Below are 16628 nucleotides of genomic sequence, written 5' to 3'. Positions count from 1 at the left end.
CTACGCTTTGATCTTTTCTCCAGCCGCGTCGTACAGCGGCTGCAGATGGATTTTTGCCGGCGTCCGCTCCATCGCCACCACCAGCTCGTAGTCGCCGGTGGCGAGGAAATCGTCACTGACGCCGTCGGCGCTGCGCACATAGCCAAAACCGATGTTCTTGCCCAGCGTGTAGCCATAGCCGCCGCTGGTGAGATAACCGACCGGCTCGCCGTTGCGCAAAATCGTCTCGCGGCCGACCAGCACGATCTCGGGATCGTCGACGGTGAAGCCGGCAAAGCGTTTCTTCAGCGCCGCGCCATTGAGCTGCTCAAGTGCCCGCCGGCCGACGAAATCGGTGTTCTTCCTGAGCTTCACCGCCCAGCCGAGACCGGCCTCCTGCGGCGTGTCGTTGGGGGTGATGTCGGACCCCCAGGCGCGATAGCCCTTTTCCAGCCGCAGCGATTCCAGTGCGCGGTAGCCGACCGGGCGGATGTCGTGCTTCTTGCCGGCCGTCATCAGCGCGTCGAAGATTTCGCCCGTCGCCGCGATCGGCACATGCAATTCCCAACCGAGCTCGCCGACATAGGTGACGCGCAGTGCCCGCACTGTATGACCGGCAATGGCAATCTCGCGCACATGGCCGAAGGGGAAGCCGGCGTTCGACACATCGGCATCGGTCACTCCGGCCAGCACATCGCGTGCCTTGGGACCCATTAGCGACAGCGTGCCGAACGCCTCGGTGACATCGGTCAGCGTCACGTCGAGCCCATCGCCGATATGATCGCTGATCCATGAGGAATCATGCGTGCGAAAACCGGTGCCGGTGACGATGTAGAATTTTTCCTCGGCCAGCCGCGCCACGGTGAGATCGGCCTCGATGCCGCCGCGTGTGTTGAGCAGTTGCGTGTAGGTCAGCCGTCCCGCCGGTTTGCTGACGTCGTTGGCGCAGATCCAGTCCAGCGCTTTCAGCGCGTCGGGGCCGGTCAGTTCGTATTTGGCGAAGGACGACTGGTCGAAAATGCCGACTTTTTCGCGCACATGCCGGTGCTCGTCGCCCACTGGAGCAAACCAGTTTTGCCGGCCCATCGAATAGACGTCCCTTGGTTCGACGCCCTCCGGCGCGAACCAGTTAGGCCGTTCCCAGCCCAGCTTCGAACCGAACACGCCGCGATGCTGTTTCAGTCGCTCGTAGAGCGGCGAGGCGATGCGCGGCCGACCTGAAGAATATTCCTCATGCGGGAAGCCGATCGTGTAGTGCTTGCCATAGGCTTCCAGCGTGCGGTCGCAGACCCATTGCCGGTCGCGGTGCAGACTGGAAAAGCGCCTGATATCGACCACCCACAGGTCGAGCGGCGCCTCGCCGTCGACCACCCATTGCGCCAGCACCCAGCCGGCGCCGCCGCCCGACGCGATGCCGAAAGCGTTGAAGCCGGCGCCGACGAACATGTTGACGCATTCGGGTGCCGTGCCGAGGATGAAATTGCCGTCTGGCGTAAAACTCTCCGGCCCGTTGATCATCTGCTTGACGCCGACGGTCTCGAGCGCCGGAACCCGCGCGATCGCCTGGGTCATGTGCTGCTCGAAATGATCGTAGTCGTCGTCGAACAGCCGGAACTCCCAGTCGTCGGGCACGTCACCCGTCGTCCAGGCCTGCGGGTTCGGTTCGTAGCCGCCCATCACCAGCCCGCCGACCTCCTCCTTGAAATAGGTGCGCCGGTCAGGGTCGCGGATCGTCGGCGCATCGGTCGACAGTCCCTCGATCTTTTCGGTGATGATGTACTGATGTTTCACCGGCTGCAGCGGCACGTTGATGCCGACCATGGCGCCCACTTGCCGTGCCCATTGCCCGGCGCAGTTCACCACCTTGTCGCAGGCAATATCGCCCTTGTTGGTCTTCACCGCGGTGATGCGGCCGCCCTTCATCTCGAAGCCGGTGACGCGGACATCCTCGAACAGTTTGGCGCCATGCATGCGCGCGCCCTTGGCCAGCGACTGCGTGATGTCGGAGGGGCTGGCCTGGCCGTCAGTCGGCAGCCACGAGGCGCCGACAAGGTCGCTGGTTTCTAGCAGCGGCCACATTTGTTTCACCTCGGCCGGCGACAGCAACTGCATGTCCATGCCGAAGCTTTTCGCCGTCGTCGCCAGCCTTTTGTATTCGGTCCAACGATCGGCATTGGTGGCGAGTCTCAGGCAGCCAGTCATTTTCCACCCGGTGGCCAGTCCGGTCTCGGCCTCCAGCCCCTTGTAGAGATCGACCGAATATTTGAGCACGCGCGTGATCGAGGCCGACGAGCGCAACTGACCGACCAGCCCGGCGGCGTGCCAGGTCGAGCCCGAGGTCAGCTTGCCCTGTTCGAGCAGCACGACATCGGCCTTGTGGTCGCGCGCCAGGTGATAGGCCGTCGAACAGCCGATGATGCCGCCGCCGATGACGACGATCCCGGCGTGCGTAGGCAAAGTCATGCGTGTATCCCGTATTTTGTTCTGTAGTTTTCCAGCGCCGCGTCGAGCCGCGTCAGGTTTTCTTCGGTGTAGGCGACATAGTCGATGCCGGGCGCGTCGAGATAGAGCTCGGACACCATGCTCCACATCGCCTCGCGCAGCAGTGACGCGCATTGCATGGCCGCATGCGAGCGGCGGATCGCCTCGTCCGGCTCCTTCATGAAATAGGCGGTGAGGAAGGCGAAGGATACCTCGTCACTCATCTCGGCATTCGAGGCGACGCCGGCAAGGTCGAACATCGCCGTGTTGAAGCCGGCATATTCGAAGTCGATCAGCCACAACCTGCTGCCGTCGTCGAGAATATTAGCCGGCAAGAGATCATTGTGACCAAAGACGATCGGCAGCAGTTTCTGCGCCCGTTCGAGTTCGTCCGCGAGCGTCAGAAGGCGCGGCAAGTCGCCCCGCTTGCGGCTGCCACCTTCTTCCAGCGTGCGCGCATAGTCGCGGATGACGTGGAACACCCAGAACATGAAGCCGGCGCCGGAGATGTGATTGGGCATTTCGCGGTGGAAGCCGCGCATCAGGGCGGCGACGCGGCCGATATTGCTGCGGACGTCTTCGGCGACATAGGTCTTGGCGCCGAGAAACTCCGTCACCATGATGCCGGGTTCGGCATAGCGGACGGCCGGCGCGAAGCCGGCGGCGTGCGCTGCCCGCGCCGTCATCACCTCGCGCTCGCGAAACACGTGGTGGAACGGATAGTCCTGGCCAAAGCGCACGACATGCCGTCCGGCCGCGTCCTTGACCAGATAGTTGGCGTTGCTGAGGCCTCCCGGCAGCGGCGCGATATCGATGCTGCCGGTCCAGCAGGGCAGGGCGCGGATGCGGTCTTCAGCAGTCACGGGACCATCCCTGGTTGGCTGAGCTTCGACAAAGCGCCACGGACAGCGCGACGATGGCGGGGAGAAACGCAAAAATCTCGTCGGTGCGGGACGCCAGGATTGGTATCCCGCACCGCACCGACGAGCCCCTTGGCCAGGTTTTTGATACCCGCCATCCGCCCCCGCGGATCTGAAAAATCCTTGCACCAGGCACATTCCAGACGATCTGGTCTGTAAGTTGCGGCTCTGCCATCACCCTCTCGTGGCAGTTCCGAGCCTGTCACACCTTGATCTCACGTCAGTGTTGCCCGGCTGTCAATAAAAAGTTGTGACTTTTTTTGGGTGTTTTGCCCGAAAGCACAAGCAATTGCTTTAAAACAGTTTGAATTACCTTAGAATCGGTCAAAAGGGCAAAAACCGGGAAAGCCGAATGATCCATTCGAAGCGGCATGGCGAAATCCTGCGCCTCCTCAAGGAGGAAGGCACAATCAGCATCGCCAGCCTGGCCGATCGGCTGGGTGTGTCGCTGGAAACCGTGCGCCGCGACGTCAAGCCGCTAACGGGCGATGGCTCGATCCTGAAGATGCATGGCGCCATCGGCCTGCCCTCGATGGCCGGTGAGGCACCGTTCGAGCGGCGCATGCGCGACAATGCCGACGCCAAGCGCATGATCGCTCGCATGGTCGCCGCCACCATCCGCGACGGCGAATCGATCATGCTCGACACCGGCACGACGACGTCTTTCCTCGCCCGCGAACTGCTCGGCCACCGGCGGCTGACGGTCGTAACCAATTCGTCCGACATCGCCCGCACGCTGGCCACCGTCAACGGCAACAAGGTCTACATGGCCGGCGGCGAATTGCGCAACGATTCAGGCGCTGCTTTCGGAGTCTCGGCCATCGAATTCGTCAGCCGCTTTTCCGTCAACCATGCGGTGATTTCCACCGGTGCCGTCGATGCCGTCACCGGCGTCATGGACTATGATCTGGAAGAGGCGGAGTTCGCTCGTATGGTGCTGTCGCGCGGCCAGCGCTCGCTGGTTGTCACCGACCACACAAAATTCGGCCGCCAGGGTCTGGTCCAGGTCTGCGGCTTCGACGACTTTTCCGAACTCGCGACCGACAGGCCGCCGCCGCGCGACATCGCTGCGGCTCTCGCACAAGCCGGCGCGCGGCTCAGCATCGCTGGTGGCGAAACCGACCCCTGATCTGCGAAAGTTGGCGATTGGGCGCCGACGCCCTTCTGATCGCCCCACTTCCCAGCGTCGCCTTAGCCGTGTTTAGTCCGGCCATGGCTTTCACCATCCGCCAGTTGCAGTTCTTCATCGCCGTCGCCGAGCAGGGCACGGTGTCGGGCGCCGCGCAGAACCTGTCGATCTCGCAATCGTCGGTCACCGAGGCGATCAAGGAGCTTGAAAGCGATCTCGGCGTCGAACTGTTCGAGCGCCACCCGCGCGGCCTCAACATAACCCACAAGGGTCATCAGTTCCTGCGCCACGCGACCAAGATCCTCGCCGACGTTTCCGATGCGCGTCGCTCCTTCTCCGGCGACCAGATGGTGGCGGGCGGCCGGCTGCAGCTCGGCGTAACCTCGCTGGTTGCCGGCTATGTGCTGTCCGACCTGCTCGCCCGCTACCGCCGCGCCTATCCGGGCGTCGAGGTTTCGGCCATCGAGGACAATGGCGACTACCTCGAACATCTGCTGATCGGCGGCAAGCTCGATATCGCCGTCATGGTCACCTCGAACCTGCGCGACCGCACCGCGCTGCAATCGGAAATCCTCGAAGTCTCGGCCTACCGGCTGTGGCTGCCGCTCGGCCATCCGCTGGCCAGCGCCGACATTATCGGCATCGGCGACATTGCCGGCGAGCCGCTGATCATGCTGACCGTCGACGAAATCGAGGAAAACACCGGCAAGCTGCTGGCGGCGATCGGCGCCAAGCCGCATGTCGCTTTTCGCACCCGTTCGGTCGAGGCGGTGCGCAGCCTTGTCGCCACCGGCGCCGGCGTGGCGCTGCTGCCGGATCTCGTCTACCGGCCATGGTCGCTGGAAGGCGACCGCATTGAATCGCGCGATATTTCCGGCTCCCTGCCGGTGGTGCAGGTCGGCATGGTCTGGCGGCGCGGCTCCGGCCTGCCGCAGGCGGCGCGCGACTTCATCGGCCTTGCCCAGTCGCAGCGCATGGTCCGCCAGCGGCCCGACAAGGTTGGGCGCTGATATATCGGAAAAACCGATATCGCCCTTCTGATAAATGAATTTGCGAAACCGGCAGTTTCACAGCACTTTGTCTGTCAGGAACCAAAACCGCCGTCAGAGCGGCATGCGTCCATCGGACGAGCTGACTTTTTCAGTCCGCGCGTGACCCTAGCGAAGACCGAAACCGGCTTCGGGTCAGGCGCCAAAATGGGAGATCGATGATGAATTCATTCCTCAAGTCATGCACTGCATTGACGGTTGCGCTGACCTTCTGCGGCCAGGCTGTCGCCCAGGTCAAGGAACTCGGCAAGGGCGAAGGCCAGGTCAACATTGTCGCCTGGCCCGGCTACATCGAGCGCGGCGAAACCGACAAGGGCTATGACTGGGTCTCCTCATTCGAGAAGGACACTGGCTGCAAGGTCAATGTCAAGACCGCCAACACCTCCGACGAGATGGTCTCGCTGATGAACGAGGGTGGTTTTGACCTCGTCACCGCCTCGGGCGATGCGTCGCTGCGCCTCGTCGCCGGCAAGCGCGTCCAGCCGATCAACACCGATCTCATCCCGAGCTGGAAGACGGTCGACGACCGACTGAAGGATGCGCCCTGGTTCACGGTCGACAAGGTACACTACGGCGTTCCCTATCAGTGGGGGCCGAATGTGCTGATGTACAACACCGACGTGTTCAAGGAAGCACCGAAGAGCTGGAACGTCGTCTTCGAGGAAATGAACCTGCCGGACGGCAAGTCGAACAAGGGCCGTGTCCAGGCCTATGACGGTGCGATCCATATTGCCGACGCCGCCAATTATTTGATGTTCCACAAGCCGGAACTCGGCATCAAGGACCCTTACGAACTGACCGAAGACCAGTACAAGGCCGCGCTCGAATTGCTGCGCGTCCAGCGCACGCTGGTCGGCCGCTATTGGCATGACGCCGCCATCCAGGTCGACGATTTCCAGAACGAAGGCGTCGTCGCCTCCGGTTCATGGCCTTACCAGGTCAACACGCTGGTTGCCGCCAAGAGGCCGATCGCCTCGACCGTGCCCGAGGAAGGCGTCACCGGTTGGGCGGATACCACCATGATGGAGGCCGACGCGGCCAACCCGAACTGCGCCTATATGTGGCTGGAACATTCGCTGTCGCCAAAGGTGCAGGGCGACGTTTCCGCCTGGTTCGGTTCGCTGCCAGTGGTGCCTGCCGCCTGCAAGGGCAATGAGCTGTTGACCGACGAAGGCTGCAAAACCAACGGCTACGACAATTTCGACAAGATCAAGTTCTGGAAGACGCCGGTGTCGAAATGCGCCAGCCAGAACAACCAGTGTGTGCCGTACTACCGCTGGGTGTCGGACTATATCGGCGTCATCGGCGGGCGCTGATTTCTCCCATTGCCCTCCCCCTTGTGGGGAGGGTCGACGTACCGTTGGGGTGGGGTCTGCGAGGTGGGGGCTGCTAGGCAGGTAATGCCGGATCACCCCCCACCCGCGGCTTCGCCGCAACGCTGCGCCAATCCRCCATCCCAGTCGGGAGGCGAGAGCGATTCGACAAAGCTAAACCGGCAATGGACCGACAGCTCATGACACCAGCCGTTTCCTTCAAACAGGTCTCCCGCCATTTCGGCAGCGTGCGCGCCGTCGATGCGGTCGACCTCGATATCGTGCCGGGYGAGTTCTTCGCCATGCTTGGCCCYTCMGGCTCCGGCAAGACGACCTGCCTGCGCCTGATCGCCGGYTTCGAGCAGCCGACRTCGGGCTCGATCTCGATCTTCGGCGAACGCGCCGAGGGCGTCCCGCCCTATCGCCGCAACGTCAACACGGTGTTCCAGGACTACGCACTGTTCCCGCATTTGAATGTGCTCGACAACGTCGCCTACGGGCTGATGGTCAAGGGCGTCGGCAAGCCGGAGCGGCAGAAGGCGGCGGAAGAGGCGCTGTCGCTGGTGCGGCTTCCTGGCTATGGCGCCCGCCGCCCCGGCCAGCTTTCCGGCGGCCAGCGCCAGCGCGTCGCGCTCGCCCGCGCTCTGGTCAACCAGCCCAAGGTGCTGCTGCTCGACGAGCCGCTCGGCGCGCTCGACCTCAAATTGCGCGAGAACATGCAGGAAGAATTAAAGTCGCTGCAGAAGGCGCTCGGCATCACCTTCATCTTCGTCACCCATGATCAGGGCGAGGCGCTGTCCATGGCCGACCGCGTCGCCGTCTTCAACGACGGCAAGATCATGCAGATCGGCACGCCGGAGGACATCTATCAGCGGCCGAAGACCCGCTTCGTCGCCGATTTCGTCGGCTCCTCCAATGTCCTGCCGCCGGAATTCGTCCAGCGCTATGCCGGTCAGCATCGCTGGGGCAGTTTGCGCCCTGAATCCATTCGCGTCGGCCGTGCGGCCAAAGGCGACGGCGTTGCCGCCCGCCTCGTCTCCACCAACTATCTCGGCGCCACGACCAAACTGGCGCTCGATGCCGACGGGCTGAAGCTGCATGCCATCGTGCCCGCCGGCACCGCCTTGCCGGCAGAGGGCGAGGCGGTGATGCTCACCTTCAACCGCGAGCATTTGCACGTGATGGACGAGCCGACATGAGCCTCGACGCCACCATGCCGCGCGCCGATGCCCCCGCCATCCTGCCGGGAAGCGGCGGCCTGCGCGGCGCGTTGTCGGACCTCTTCTGGCGCAAGCCCAAGGTCCTGCTGTTGCTCATGCTGCTGCCGCCGGTGCTGTGGCTCGGCATCGTCTATATCGGCTCCCTGTTTGCACTGTTGGCGCAGAGCTTTTTCTCGATCGATGAGTTCTCAGGCCTGATCAACCGCGAGTTCACGCTGAAGACCTATGGCGACCTGTTCCAGGCCGCCAATCTCGACATCATCCTGCGCACGGTGACGATGGCAGCCCTGGTCACGGTTGCCTCCGCGATCCTCGCTTTCCCCATCGCCTATTACGCGGCGCGCTATGCCCGCGGCCGCTGGAAGGCGCTGTTTTATCTCGGCATCATGCTGCCGCTGTGGTCGAGCTATCTGGTCAAGATCTACGCCTGGAAGCTGATCCTGGCCAAGGAAGGCATCCTGACCTGGCTGCTCGCCAAGTTGCATCTTCTGTGGCTGCTCGATGGCTGGCTGTCGCTGCCCGTCGTCGGCGGCAATTCGCTGTCGGTCTCCGCCACCGGCACCTTCATCGTCTTCGTCTATGTCTGGCTGCCATTCATGATCCTGCCGGTTCAGGCAGCACTCGAGCGCGTGCCCGGCAATCTGGTCGAAGCCTCGTCCGATCTCGGCGCCTCACCCGGGCAGACCTTTCGCAACGTGCTGTTCCCGCTGGCGCTGCCGGGCATCGTCGCCGGCTCGATCTTCACCTTCTCGCTGACGCTGGGCGACTACATCATCCCGCAGATAATCGGCACGTCGCGGCTGTTCATCGGCCAGGCCGTCTATTCGCAGCAAGGCACCGCCGGCAACATCCCGCTCGCCGCCGCCTTCACCGTGGTGCCCATCGTCATCATGGGTTTCTACCTCTGGGGCGCCAAGCGCATGGGGGCCTTCGATGCGCTCTGATGGCTCGCAATCGGCGCCGCTCGGGCTGAAGATATCTGCTGCCTGCGGCTTGCTGTTCCTGCATCTGCCGATCCTGCTGATCTTCATCTACGCCTTCACCACCGAGGAGAAGAGTTTTGTCTGGCCGCCGCCTGGCCTGACCACGCAATGGTTCGCGGTCACCTGGAACCGGCCCGATGTCTGGCAGGCGCTGTCGCTGTCGGTGCGGGTCGCGGCGATCTCGACAGCAATTGCGCTCATCCTCGGCACGCTCTGTTCGGCAGCGGTTTCCAGGACAAAATTCTTCGGCCGCGAAACCATCTCGCTGCTGGTCATCCTGCCGATCGCACTGCCCGGCATCATCACCGGCATCGCGTTGCGCTCGGCGTTTTCGCTGGCCGATATTCCATTCTCGTTCTGGACGATCGTGCTTGGCCACGCAACCTTCTGCGTTGTCGTCGTCTACAACAACGCCGTCGCCCGTTTCCGCCGCACGTCCGGCTCGATGATCGAGGCCTCGATGGATCTCGGCGCCGACGGATTTCAGACGTTTCGCCATGTCGTGCTGCCCAACATCGCCACCGCTCTGCTTGCCGGCGGCATGCTGGCTTTCGCTCTGTCCTTCGACGAGGTCATCGTCACCACCTTCACCGCCGGCCAGCAGCAGACGCTGCCGATCTGGATGCTGGAGGAACTGATCCGTCCGCGCCAGCGCCCGGTCACCAATGTCGTGGCCATGGTCGTCGTGCTGGTGACGCTGCTGCCCATCCTGCTTGCCTATTACCTGACCCGCGACGGCGACCAGATCGCCGGCAGTGGAAAATGAAACAGCGAATAGGGAGTAGCCAATAGCGAATAGGGAAAGATCGGCGGTGAAACCCTATTCGCTATTCGCTATTCGCTACTCGCTCCTGATTAAGGAGAACGACATGGACACCCAGATGCTGATCGGCTCGAAATTCGAGAAGGGCACCGAGACCGAGGAGCCGATCCTCAATCCGAAGACCGGGGCGACCATCCTCAACCTGCCTGAAGCCAGCCAGGCGCAGATCGAGGCGGCGGTCACTGCCGCCGAACAAGCGTTCGTCTTGTGGTCGCGCACCACGCCGGCGCAGCGCTCCGGCTATCTCCTGAAGATCGCCGACCGCATCGAGGCCGACGCGAAGGAGTTCGCGGCACTCGAGGCGCTCAACTGCGGCAAGCCGATCAATGCCGTGCTCAATGACGAGATCCCGGCAATCGTCGACTGCTACCGCTTCTTCGCCGGCGCTGTGCGCTCCATGCCGGGGGTGGTCGCCGGCGAATATGTTCCGGGTCACACCTCGATGGTCCGCCGCGATGCCATCGGCATCGTCGCCTCGATCGCGCCGTGGAACTATCCGCTGATGATGATGGCGTGGAAGCTGGCGCCGGCGATTGCCGGCGGCAACACCGTCGTCTTCAAGCCGTCGGAGCAGACGCCGCTGACGGCGCTGAAGCTGGCGAAGATCCTGGCCGAAATCCTGCCGGAAGGCGTCGTCAATGTCGTGCTTGGCCGCGGCGACAGCGTCGGCAACACGCTGATCAACCACCCCAAGGTCAACATGATCTCGATCACCGGTGATGTCGCCACCGGCAAAAAGGTGCTGCAGGCCGCCGCCAAGTCGGTCAAGCGTACGCATCTGGAACTCGGCGGCAAGGCGCCAGTCATCGTCTTCGACGACGCCGACCTCGGCGCCGTGGTCAACGGCCTGCGCGCCTTCGGCTACTACAATGCCGGCCAGGACTGCACCGCCGCCTGCCGCATCTATGCCGGCAAGAAGATCTACGACAAGCTGGTCGCCGACCTCTCTTCGGCCGTCTCGACCATCAAGTACAACCGCCCCGACGACACCGAGAACGAGATCGGACCGTTGATCTCGCGTCGCCAGCGCGACCGCGTCTCGAGCTTCGTCGAGCGTGCTTCGGAGCTCAAGCACATCGAGATCACCACCGGCGGCAAGCCGGGCGAGGGCTCCGGCTTCTACTACCAGCCGACTGTCGTTGCTGGCGCGCTGCAGGAAGACGAGATCGTTCGCCGCGAGGTGTTCGGGCCGGTCGTCTCGGTCACCCGTTTCACCGAAGTCGACGAGGCGGTCAACTGGGCCAATGACAGCGACTACGGCCTGGCATCGTCGGTGTGGACCAAGGATGTCTCGCGCGCTATGGCGACCGCCGCACGTCTTCAGTACGGCTGCACCTGGATCAACACCCACTTCATGCTGACCAACGAGATGCCGCATGGCGGGCTAAAACAGTCCGGCTACGGCAAGGACATGTCGCTCTATGCGCTGGAGGATTACACCGCCGTGCGCCACGTGATGGTTGCGCATGGGTGAGGAGCGGTCCGCGCAGCGGACGAAAAGCCCTCAAATGGGCTTTTCGAGCGACGAACGCCCGGAGCCATAGCGAAGCGCGGGGAGGCGTTGGAGATTGTCTCTTCGAAGGGCCGGGCGGCGATCGAAGCAAAGACATGGCGCGGAGGCTATCGTTAAAGTATTCGTCTTGCGGTTATCGATCCGCTAAGCGAATTCAACTTTCGCGGCCCCGCAGCAGATCACAATTTACTGAATATTCAACCTGGGCGAGCAGCCTTCGTGTCGGCAAACCGGCGGCGAGGGGGTTCGCGCATGAATACGGCCAAGATCAAGTTGACACTAATCGGCGGCTTCTGCGTGCTGATCGCCGTCTTCGGCGGCAATGACATCATCAAGAAAAGCGGCTGGCCGCAGGCGCCGGCCGAAATCCTGGCGGTCAACGTCGAATGCAACATGGAATCGACCGCGCACAGGATCGTCTACAAGACCGTGAGCACCGCGACGATCCCATGCGAGTTGGTTGATGCGTTCAAGACAGTCCACGCGGACAAAGAGTGGAAGGTGAGCCAGAAATTCACCGGCACCTTGCGCGTCGGCACCGGCGCCGATGCCGTCGAAGCGACGATGGATCTGAACAAGAACGGCGACCGTGAACCGCAGGTAGGCGACACGCTCACCGTCGTCCAGAACCCTGCCAAACCGACCCAGATCGAGCCCACCGGCATGACCGGCACGCGTCTCACGATAGTCATCGGCGCCGGGCTGCTCGGCGCGCTGTTGCTGTTCATCGCTTTCCGTGGCAGCAGGCCAGCGCGAGTCAGCGCAACGACCGCGAACTTTGCCGACGATGCAGCCGGCGACGCCGAACGCGCCCGCAAGGCCGATGCCATGATAGCAGCGGCCTTGGCCAGACAGGGCGCCATGCCCGGCCAGGGCGCTCCGGCGGGGCGCATGGCGGCCGCCGAACAGGCCAGGCAAGAGCGCTACGCGGGGCCGCGGACAAGCTTCGGCCGTCGAAGCTGACGGCCGAAAGTTGCGGCACCTGTGGAGCTGCTACTCGACGATGCGATAGATGTTCCACAGGCTGGTGCCCGAGACCACATAAGGCTCGATCTCCTTGCCCCATTTGGCGTGCGCGTCGATCTTGCCGATCTTGGCGAAGAACGCCTCCAGCTGGGCCAGGCTTTCGACCTCGTGATGCGACTCGACCGTCGCTTCCCGCGCGCCGATCGATCCGGTCATGATCTGGAACTTCAGGTCGGCGATGCCGACCTGCGAGCCGATCTCGCGTTCCCATTTCTTCAACAGCTCAAGCACGGTCTGCTTGTGCCCGAACTTGGCGTCGATCTGCCATCTGGCGCTGAACATCTTCTTCTCCTCCGGGTTTGCGGCGCAATCCGCCGTTGATCTACGCGGTTGACCTACTCGTCCCAGGCCTGCACGACGGTCTGCCGTGCGATCAGCCCGTTCTTCAATTCCAGCATCGCCGCGCAGAACACCTTGGTGCCGTCCGGATAGGAGCAGGCCTGGGTGAAGGCGAGGTTGTTGCCATCGGCGATGGTGGTGTCGACCTTGTGGGTCATCGCCCGGCTGCAGATGTCATCCCAGAACGTGCTGATCGCCGCCCGCCCGCGGATTTCACGCGGCTTGCTCGGCGGGTTGTTGCGGTCGAACACGCGCACCAGCGCGTCATCGGTATAGAAGCTTGACAGCAGCTTTCCATCACGGCCTTCGATTGCTTTCTTGATCGCCGCGCCGTCCACGACTTGAGTCTTCGTCAGCATTTTATCCTCCATGTGCCCGTCTTCCCGATCGGGCGGTTGATCATCAGAAGCGCTGCCCGGCGCTCATCGACGGGCAGAGGTTTCTTCACTGCGACTTGGCCTTGACGGCCGCGAACACATCGTCGGTCTGCTTCTTGAAGGTAGCGAGGTCGACCTGGCTGCCATTGAGCATCGTCGACCAGTGGCGAACGATCGCCGCCATTGCCACGGCTTCCTTGATCTCCTCGTCGCTGGCGCCGTTGAGCTTGGCTGCCTGCGTGTGGAAATAGATGCAGTACTGGCACGGGATCTGCGAGGCGACGGCGAGGCCCATCAGTTCCTTGGTCTTCCCGTCGAGCGCCGTGTTCGGATTGAGCTGCACGCCCTTGATCTCAGCCCAGGCGCCGGCGACCGCGACGTCCGGCAAGGTCTTGAACATATCCGGCACCGAGCCGAGCGTGGCCTGAATGTCCTTGTAGGCGGCCGTCGCCGAAGCGTCCTCCGCCTTGGCAGGTGCCATGGCAAAGAACGCGCCGACGCTCGCCGCCATTGCCAGCGATATGAGTGTCCGGTTCGACTTCAACATTTCATCCTCCGTTCGCAGCGCCTTTCCTGGCGACATCCGCCTGGCCTGCATGGGAAGAATTGATAGCGCTTACGCTACCTTGGCCGCTTCGCCCGAAAGCGCCATGGCTCCTATGGCCCGTCCGGGCCAGTGTGCCTGGCTGAAAACGCCGCCGCGGCTGCTCGCGACGGCAGATCCAGTTTGAGCAGTATGTTGGCGACGTGACGCTTGACCGTGTGTTCGCTGAGCCTGAGCTCGGCGGCGATCGCTGCATTGCTCTTGCCGTCGGCGATCAGGCTCACCACCTCGCTTTCCCGCGCCGTCAGCGCGGCCGGTTCGGCCGGTTTGGGCTTGGGGCGGCAAGCCGGTTCCAGATGCTGTTCGGACGTCGCTCGGACCAGCGCCAACGGTTCGTCCTGTTCGTCCAGCGTGATGCGCCCGGCGTCTGCGAAATGCAGGCCCGAGCCGGCTGCGAGATCGGCAACCAGCCGCGACGCGAGGATGTCGCCGCGTCCGGCATGGGCGGCAAGCTGCATCGTCACGCGGGCTGTCAGCCCGACCGGCGGCCCGCGCAATTCGACCTCGCCGACATGCACGCCTTGCCCGCTGGCGATGCCGATTTCCTGTGCCGCGTCGCGCAGTGCGGCCGCGCAGCGAATGGCGCGGGCCGGGCCGTCGAAGCGCGAAATCATCATTTCGCCCTGCGTGCCTGCCGAGCGGCCGCCATGGCGCCCAACCAGCAGCCGCCAGCTTTCCTGGAAGCGCTGGCTGCGTTCGCTCCACATGCGGTCGCCGATCCGCGCCGTATCGTAGATGCGTGTCGCCACAAGTGTGGCAAGCACGCGTTCCACCTCCGCCACGGCGCGCGCGCCGGTCAGGAACTCCTCGATCAGGTCGGCCACCCGGTCGACATCGCCGGTCCAGATCGGATGGTCGCGTCCGGGCACCTCGACCAGCTGCGCATTCGCGATTTTCTTGGCCAGGAAGCGGCTGGCATCGGGGTCGACCCGCGCATCGTTGCGGCGATGGATCAGCAAGGTCGGCGCGCTGATCGCCGAAAGTATCCCGCGCACGTCGATCCCGGCATTCATGCGCGCCAGCGCGGCTGCCGCGGTCGGGCTTGCAGACAGCCGCTCGAACCGCCCCCACCACAAGGCGAAACGCGGATCGTCGACCCGGCCAGGAGCGAAATGCGGCAGCGTGGCGCCGGTGCCCCATGCGGTCTCGGCTGTCTCGATGAAAGCGTCGAGGCGCTCCGGCGACATCACCCATTTGTGGAAATGCGCATAGCCGCCGTAAAGCGCCAGCGCCCGCGTCCGCTGCGGATAGGTGGCGGCGAACAGCATCGCCATCGGCGCGCCTTCCGAAGCGCCAAGCAGCGCCGCCCGGCCGCTGCCGGCGGCATCCATCACCGCGCGCACATCGTCCATGCGGGTTTCGAGACTGGGCAAATGATGGGTATCGACGCGGTCGGAAAGGCCGGTGCCGCGCTTGTCGAACAGGATCAGCCGTGAGAAGGCCGATAGCCGCCTCAACAGCCTGGTATAGCCTTCGTCTTCCCAGTGCAGATCCAGATTGGAAATGAAACCCGGCACGAACACCAGATCGAACGAGCCTTGGCCGATCACCTGATAGGCGATCCGCACATCGCCGCTCAGGGCGTATCGGGTCTCGATCGGCCTCACGAGTGCATTCCACCCGGCCAGACGTTCTGATCGCCGACCATAGCAGAGGCGCGCCGCTTGCGGCAGCCAAACTTCAGGGGACTGAAATATACGACCTTTGGCGACCGGGAGGGCGGTTGTCGGTCTATTTCTGCGGGGCGACGCTCTCGGCCTGCGCGGGCTCGCGCCCAGTGTAACCGATACTCGTATCGGCCTGTTCTGGCGTCTTGGGCCGCTTGATCTTGGCGGAAGCAGCCACGACCAGTTCGTTGAAGCCCTCACCACCACTGTTCAGCATCTCGAACAGTTGCCGCCGCATTCTCGGCTCCCAGAACTTGTTGATGTGCTCGGCGATGCCGGCGATGCCTTCCTCGCGCGGCTTGGAGTGGAAGAAGGCTGCGATCTGGTTGGCCATGATCACCAGCTTCTCGCTGGTGCTGATGATGTGCTCTTCGTCATGCGACATGCTGTGTAACTCCGGAGACCACCCGGTCGGGGTGGGTGAAAATATCGAAATCGTCGCCGCGCACCAGCGCCACCAGCGTCATGCCGGCGCCTTCGGCCGTACGAATGGCGAGGGCTGTAGGCGCCGAGACAGCGATGATGAAGGCAGAGCCGATCGCCGCCGTCTTCTGCACCATCTCGACTGAAACGCGTGACGTGACGACGACGGCACCCGATGCGCCGTCTATGCCGACCTTGGCCAGCGCGCCGGCCAGTTTGTCCAGCGCATTGTGACGCCCGACATCCTCGCGCGCCATGACGATGCCCTTGCCGGGAATGTAAAAGCCGGCGGCGTGCACCGCGCCGGTCTCGGCGTGCAGCGGCTGCACCTTCGACAAGAGCTTGACCGAGCGAACGATGTCGTCGGCCTCAAGCGTAAGTCTCGACGCACCGACCGCATCGACCGAGCGCATCGCCTCCTCGATCGATTCAATGCCGCACAGGCCGCAGCCGACCGGTCCGGCCAGCCTCCTGCGCCGCGCCTCGAAGCGCGTGTTGGCCTGATCCTTGAGCCGAATCTGGATGTCGATGCCGGCGCCATGATCCTCGACCTCGATGGCCTCGATTTCTTCCGGCGCCGCGATAATGCCTTCGGTCAGCGAGAAGCCGAGCGCAAAATCCTCGAAATCCGCGGGGCTCGCCATCATCACCGCATGTGTGGTGCCGGCAAAGGAGAACGCCACCGGCGTCTCCTCCGGCACCATGCGGTTGGCCGCCGCGGTGCCGCCGGCGCGGCGTGCGAGGCGCGAGATTTGCGTCGTGGCTTTGCGGCGCGCGGCCAA

16 protein-coding genes are annotated in these 16628 nt (G+C 63.6%); 8 read left to right on the top strand and 8 right to left on the bottom strand.

Translation table 11 applies throughout. The features are described 5' to 3' along the window. Nucleotides 1–2442 (bottom strand): GcvT family protein, encoded by a 2442-nt coding sequence (locus tag AC1DXN_RS09165; protein WP_477275621.1) that lies wholly within the window; start codon nt 2440–2442, stop codon nt 1–3. Continuing rightward, a complete protein-coding gene (locus tag AC1DXN_RS09160; RefSeq protein ID WP_477241341.1) occupies nt 2439–3323 on the bottom strand; it encodes a phosphotransferase in 885 nt (294 codons plus the stop codon). Before AC1DXN_RS09160 ends, AC1DXN_RS09165 begins: the two co-directional genes overlap by 4 nt. Before the next feature lie 409 nt (nt 3324–3732). Here AC1DXN_RS09160 and AC1DXN_RS09155 point away from each other — a divergent pair, with 409 nt between their 5' ends. The 8 genes from AC1DXN_RS09155 to AC1DXN_RS09120 all read left to right on the top strand — a co-directional run bounded on the left by AC1DXN_RS09155 (nt 3733) and on the right by AC1DXN_RS09120 (nt 12373). Beyond that, a complete protein-coding gene (locus AC1DXN_RS09155) occupies nt 3733–4509 on the top strand; it encodes a DeoR/GlpR family DNA-binding transcription regulator (protein WP_477275619.1) in 777 nt (258 codons plus the stop codon). 83 nt (nt 4510–4592) lie between these two features. Beyond that, on the top strand, nt 4593–5519 hold the full coding sequence (locus AC1DXN_RS09150) for a LysR family transcriptional regulator (RefSeq protein ID WP_477241345.1): 927 nt from the start codon (nt 4593–4595) through the stop codon (nt 5517–5519). A 200-nt stretch (nt 5520–5719) separates the two neighbouring features. Further along, nucleotides 5720–6874: an ABC transporter substrate-binding protein gene (locus AC1DXN_RS09145; protein WP_477275617.1), complete on the top strand. Its 1155-nt coding sequence runs from the start codon at nt 5720–5722 to the stop codon at nt 6872–6874. A gap of 197 nt (nt 6875–7071) precedes the next feature. Further along, nucleotides 7072–8070: an ABC transporter ATP-binding protein gene (locus AC1DXN_RS09140; RefSeq protein WP_477275615.1), complete on the top strand. Its 999-nt coding sequence runs from the start codon at nt 7072–7074 to the stop codon at nt 8068–8070. Then, nucleotides 8067–9035: an ABC transporter permease gene (locus AC1DXN_RS09135; RefSeq protein ID WP_477275613.1), complete on the top strand. Its 969-nt coding sequence runs from the start codon at nt 8067–8069 to the stop codon at nt 9033–9035. Before AC1DXN_RS09140 ends, AC1DXN_RS09135 begins: the two co-directional genes overlap by 4 nt. Beyond that, a complete protein-coding gene (locus AC1DXN_RS09130) occupies nt 9025–9840 on the top strand; it encodes an ABC transporter permease (RefSeq protein WP_477275611.1) in 816 nt (271 codons plus the stop codon). Before AC1DXN_RS09135 ends, AC1DXN_RS09130 begins: the two co-directional genes overlap by 11 nt. A gap of 103 nt (nt 9841–9943) precedes the next feature. Continuing rightward, nucleotides 9944–11371: a gamma-aminobutyraldehyde dehydrogenase gene (locus AC1DXN_RS09125; RefSeq protein WP_477275609.1), complete on the top strand. Its 1428-nt coding sequence runs from the start codon at nt 9944–9946 to the stop codon at nt 11369–11371. Nucleotides 11372–11662: 291 nt separating this feature from the next. Then, on the top strand, nt 11663–12373 hold the full coding sequence (locus AC1DXN_RS09120) for a hypothetical protein (RefSeq protein ID WP_477421528.1): 711 nt from the start codon (nt 11663–11665) through the stop codon (nt 12371–12373). Between the two features lie 30 nt (nt 12374–12403). Here AC1DXN_RS09120 and AC1DXN_RS09115 read toward each other — a convergent pair whose 3' ends face one another. The 6 genes from AC1DXN_RS09115 to fdhD all read right to left on the bottom strand — a co-directional run bounded on the left by AC1DXN_RS09115 (nt 12404) and on the right by fdhD (nt 16628). Further along, a complete protein-coding gene (locus AC1DXN_RS09115; RefSeq protein WP_477241359.1) occupies nt 12404–12718 on the bottom strand; it encodes a hypothetical protein in 315 nt (104 codons plus the stop codon). 53 nt (nt 12719–12771) lie between these two features. Beyond that, a complete protein-coding gene (locus AC1DXN_RS09110; protein WP_477275606.1) occupies nt 12772–13134 on the bottom strand; it encodes a nuclear transport factor 2 family protein in 363 nt (120 codons plus the stop codon). 85 nt (nt 13135–13219) lie between these two features. Continuing rightward, a complete protein-coding gene (locus tag AC1DXN_RS09105; RefSeq protein ID WP_477275604.1) occupies nt 13220–13699 on the bottom strand; it encodes a carboxymuconolactone decarboxylase family protein in 480 nt (159 codons plus the stop codon). Nucleotides 13700–13809: 110 nt separating this feature from the next. Then, on the bottom strand, nt 13810–15363 hold the full coding sequence (locus AC1DXN_RS09100; RefSeq protein WP_477241365.1) for an alpha/beta fold hydrolase: 1554 nt from the start codon (nt 15361–15363) through the stop codon (nt 13810–13812). 124 nt (nt 15364–15487) lie between these two features. After that, nucleotides 15488–15808 carry a formate dehydrogenase subunit delta gene (locus AC1DXN_RS09095; RefSeq protein WP_477275602.1) on the bottom strand — a complete coding sequence of 107 codons (321 nt, stop codon included), beginning with the start codon at nt 15806–15808 and terminating at the stop codon, nt 15488–15490. Beyond that, nucleotides 15798–16628 (bottom strand): formate dehydrogenase accessory sulfurtransferase FdhD, encoded by an 831-nt coding sequence (fdhD, locus tag AC1DXN_RS09090; protein WP_477241369.1) that lies wholly within the window; start codon nt 16626–16628, stop codon nt 15798–15800. The genes AC1DXN_RS09095 and fdhD overlap by 11 nt, the downstream gene beginning before the upstream one ends.

It is taken from the genome of Mesorhizobium sp. P2_H9, assembly GCF_056403215.1.
The sequence above is the reverse complement of the archived record's forward strand: the minus strand, read 5'-3'. Positions and strand labels throughout refer to the sequence as shown.

What these genes read in the sequence shown, in the direction of transcription:
- AC1DXN_RS09115 (WP_477241359.1), bottom strand. Translation starts at nt 12,718, where the DNA reads ATGTTCAGCGCCAGATGGCAGATCGACGCCAAGTTCGGGCACAAGCAG.
- AC1DXN_RS09120 (WP_477421528.1), top strand. Translation starts at nt 11,663, where the DNA reads ATGAATACGGCCAAGATCAAGTTGACACTAATCGGCGGCTTCTGCGTG.
- AC1DXN_RS09150 (WP_477241345.1), top strand. Translation starts at nt 4,593, where the DNA reads ATGGCTTTCACCATCCGCCAGTTGCAGTTCTTCATCGCCGTCGCCGAG.
- AC1DXN_RS09130 (WP_477275611.1), top strand. Translation starts at nt 9,025, where the DNA reads ATGCGCTCTGATGGCTCGCAATCGGCGCCGCTCGGGCTGAAGATATCT.
- AC1DXN_RS09135 (WP_477275613.1), top strand. Translation starts at nt 8,067, where the DNA reads ATGAGCCTCGACGCCACCATGCCGCGCGCCGATGCCCCCGCCATCCTG.
- AC1DXN_RS09125 (WP_477275609.1), top strand. Translation starts at nt 9,944, where the DNA reads ATGGACACCCAGATGCTGATCGGCTCGAAATTCGAGAAGGGCACCGAG.
- AC1DXN_RS09095 (WP_477275602.1), bottom strand. Translation starts at nt 15,808, where the DNA reads ATGTCGCATGACGAAGAGCACATCATCAGCACCAGCGAGAAGCTGGTG.
- AC1DXN_RS09110 (WP_477275606.1), bottom strand. Translation starts at nt 13,134, where the DNA reads ATGCTGACGAAGACTCAAGTCGTGGACGGCGCGGCGATCAAGAAAGCA.
- AC1DXN_RS09155 (WP_477275619.1), top strand. Translation starts at nt 3,733, where the DNA reads ATGATCCATTCGAAGCGGCATGGCGAAATCCTGCGCCTCCTCAAGGAG.
- AC1DXN_RS09105 (WP_477275604.1), bottom strand. Translation starts at nt 13,699, where the DNA reads ATGTTGAAGTCGAACCGGACACTCATATCGCTGGCAATGGCGGCGAGC.
- AC1DXN_RS09165 (WP_477275621.1), bottom strand. Translation starts at nt 2,442, where the DNA reads ATGACTTTGCCTACGCACGCCGGGATCGTCGTCATCGGCGGCGGCATC.
- AC1DXN_RS09145 (WP_477275617.1), top strand. Translation starts at nt 5,720, where the DNA reads ATGAATTCATTCCTCAAGTCATGCACTGCATTGACGGTTGCGCTGACC.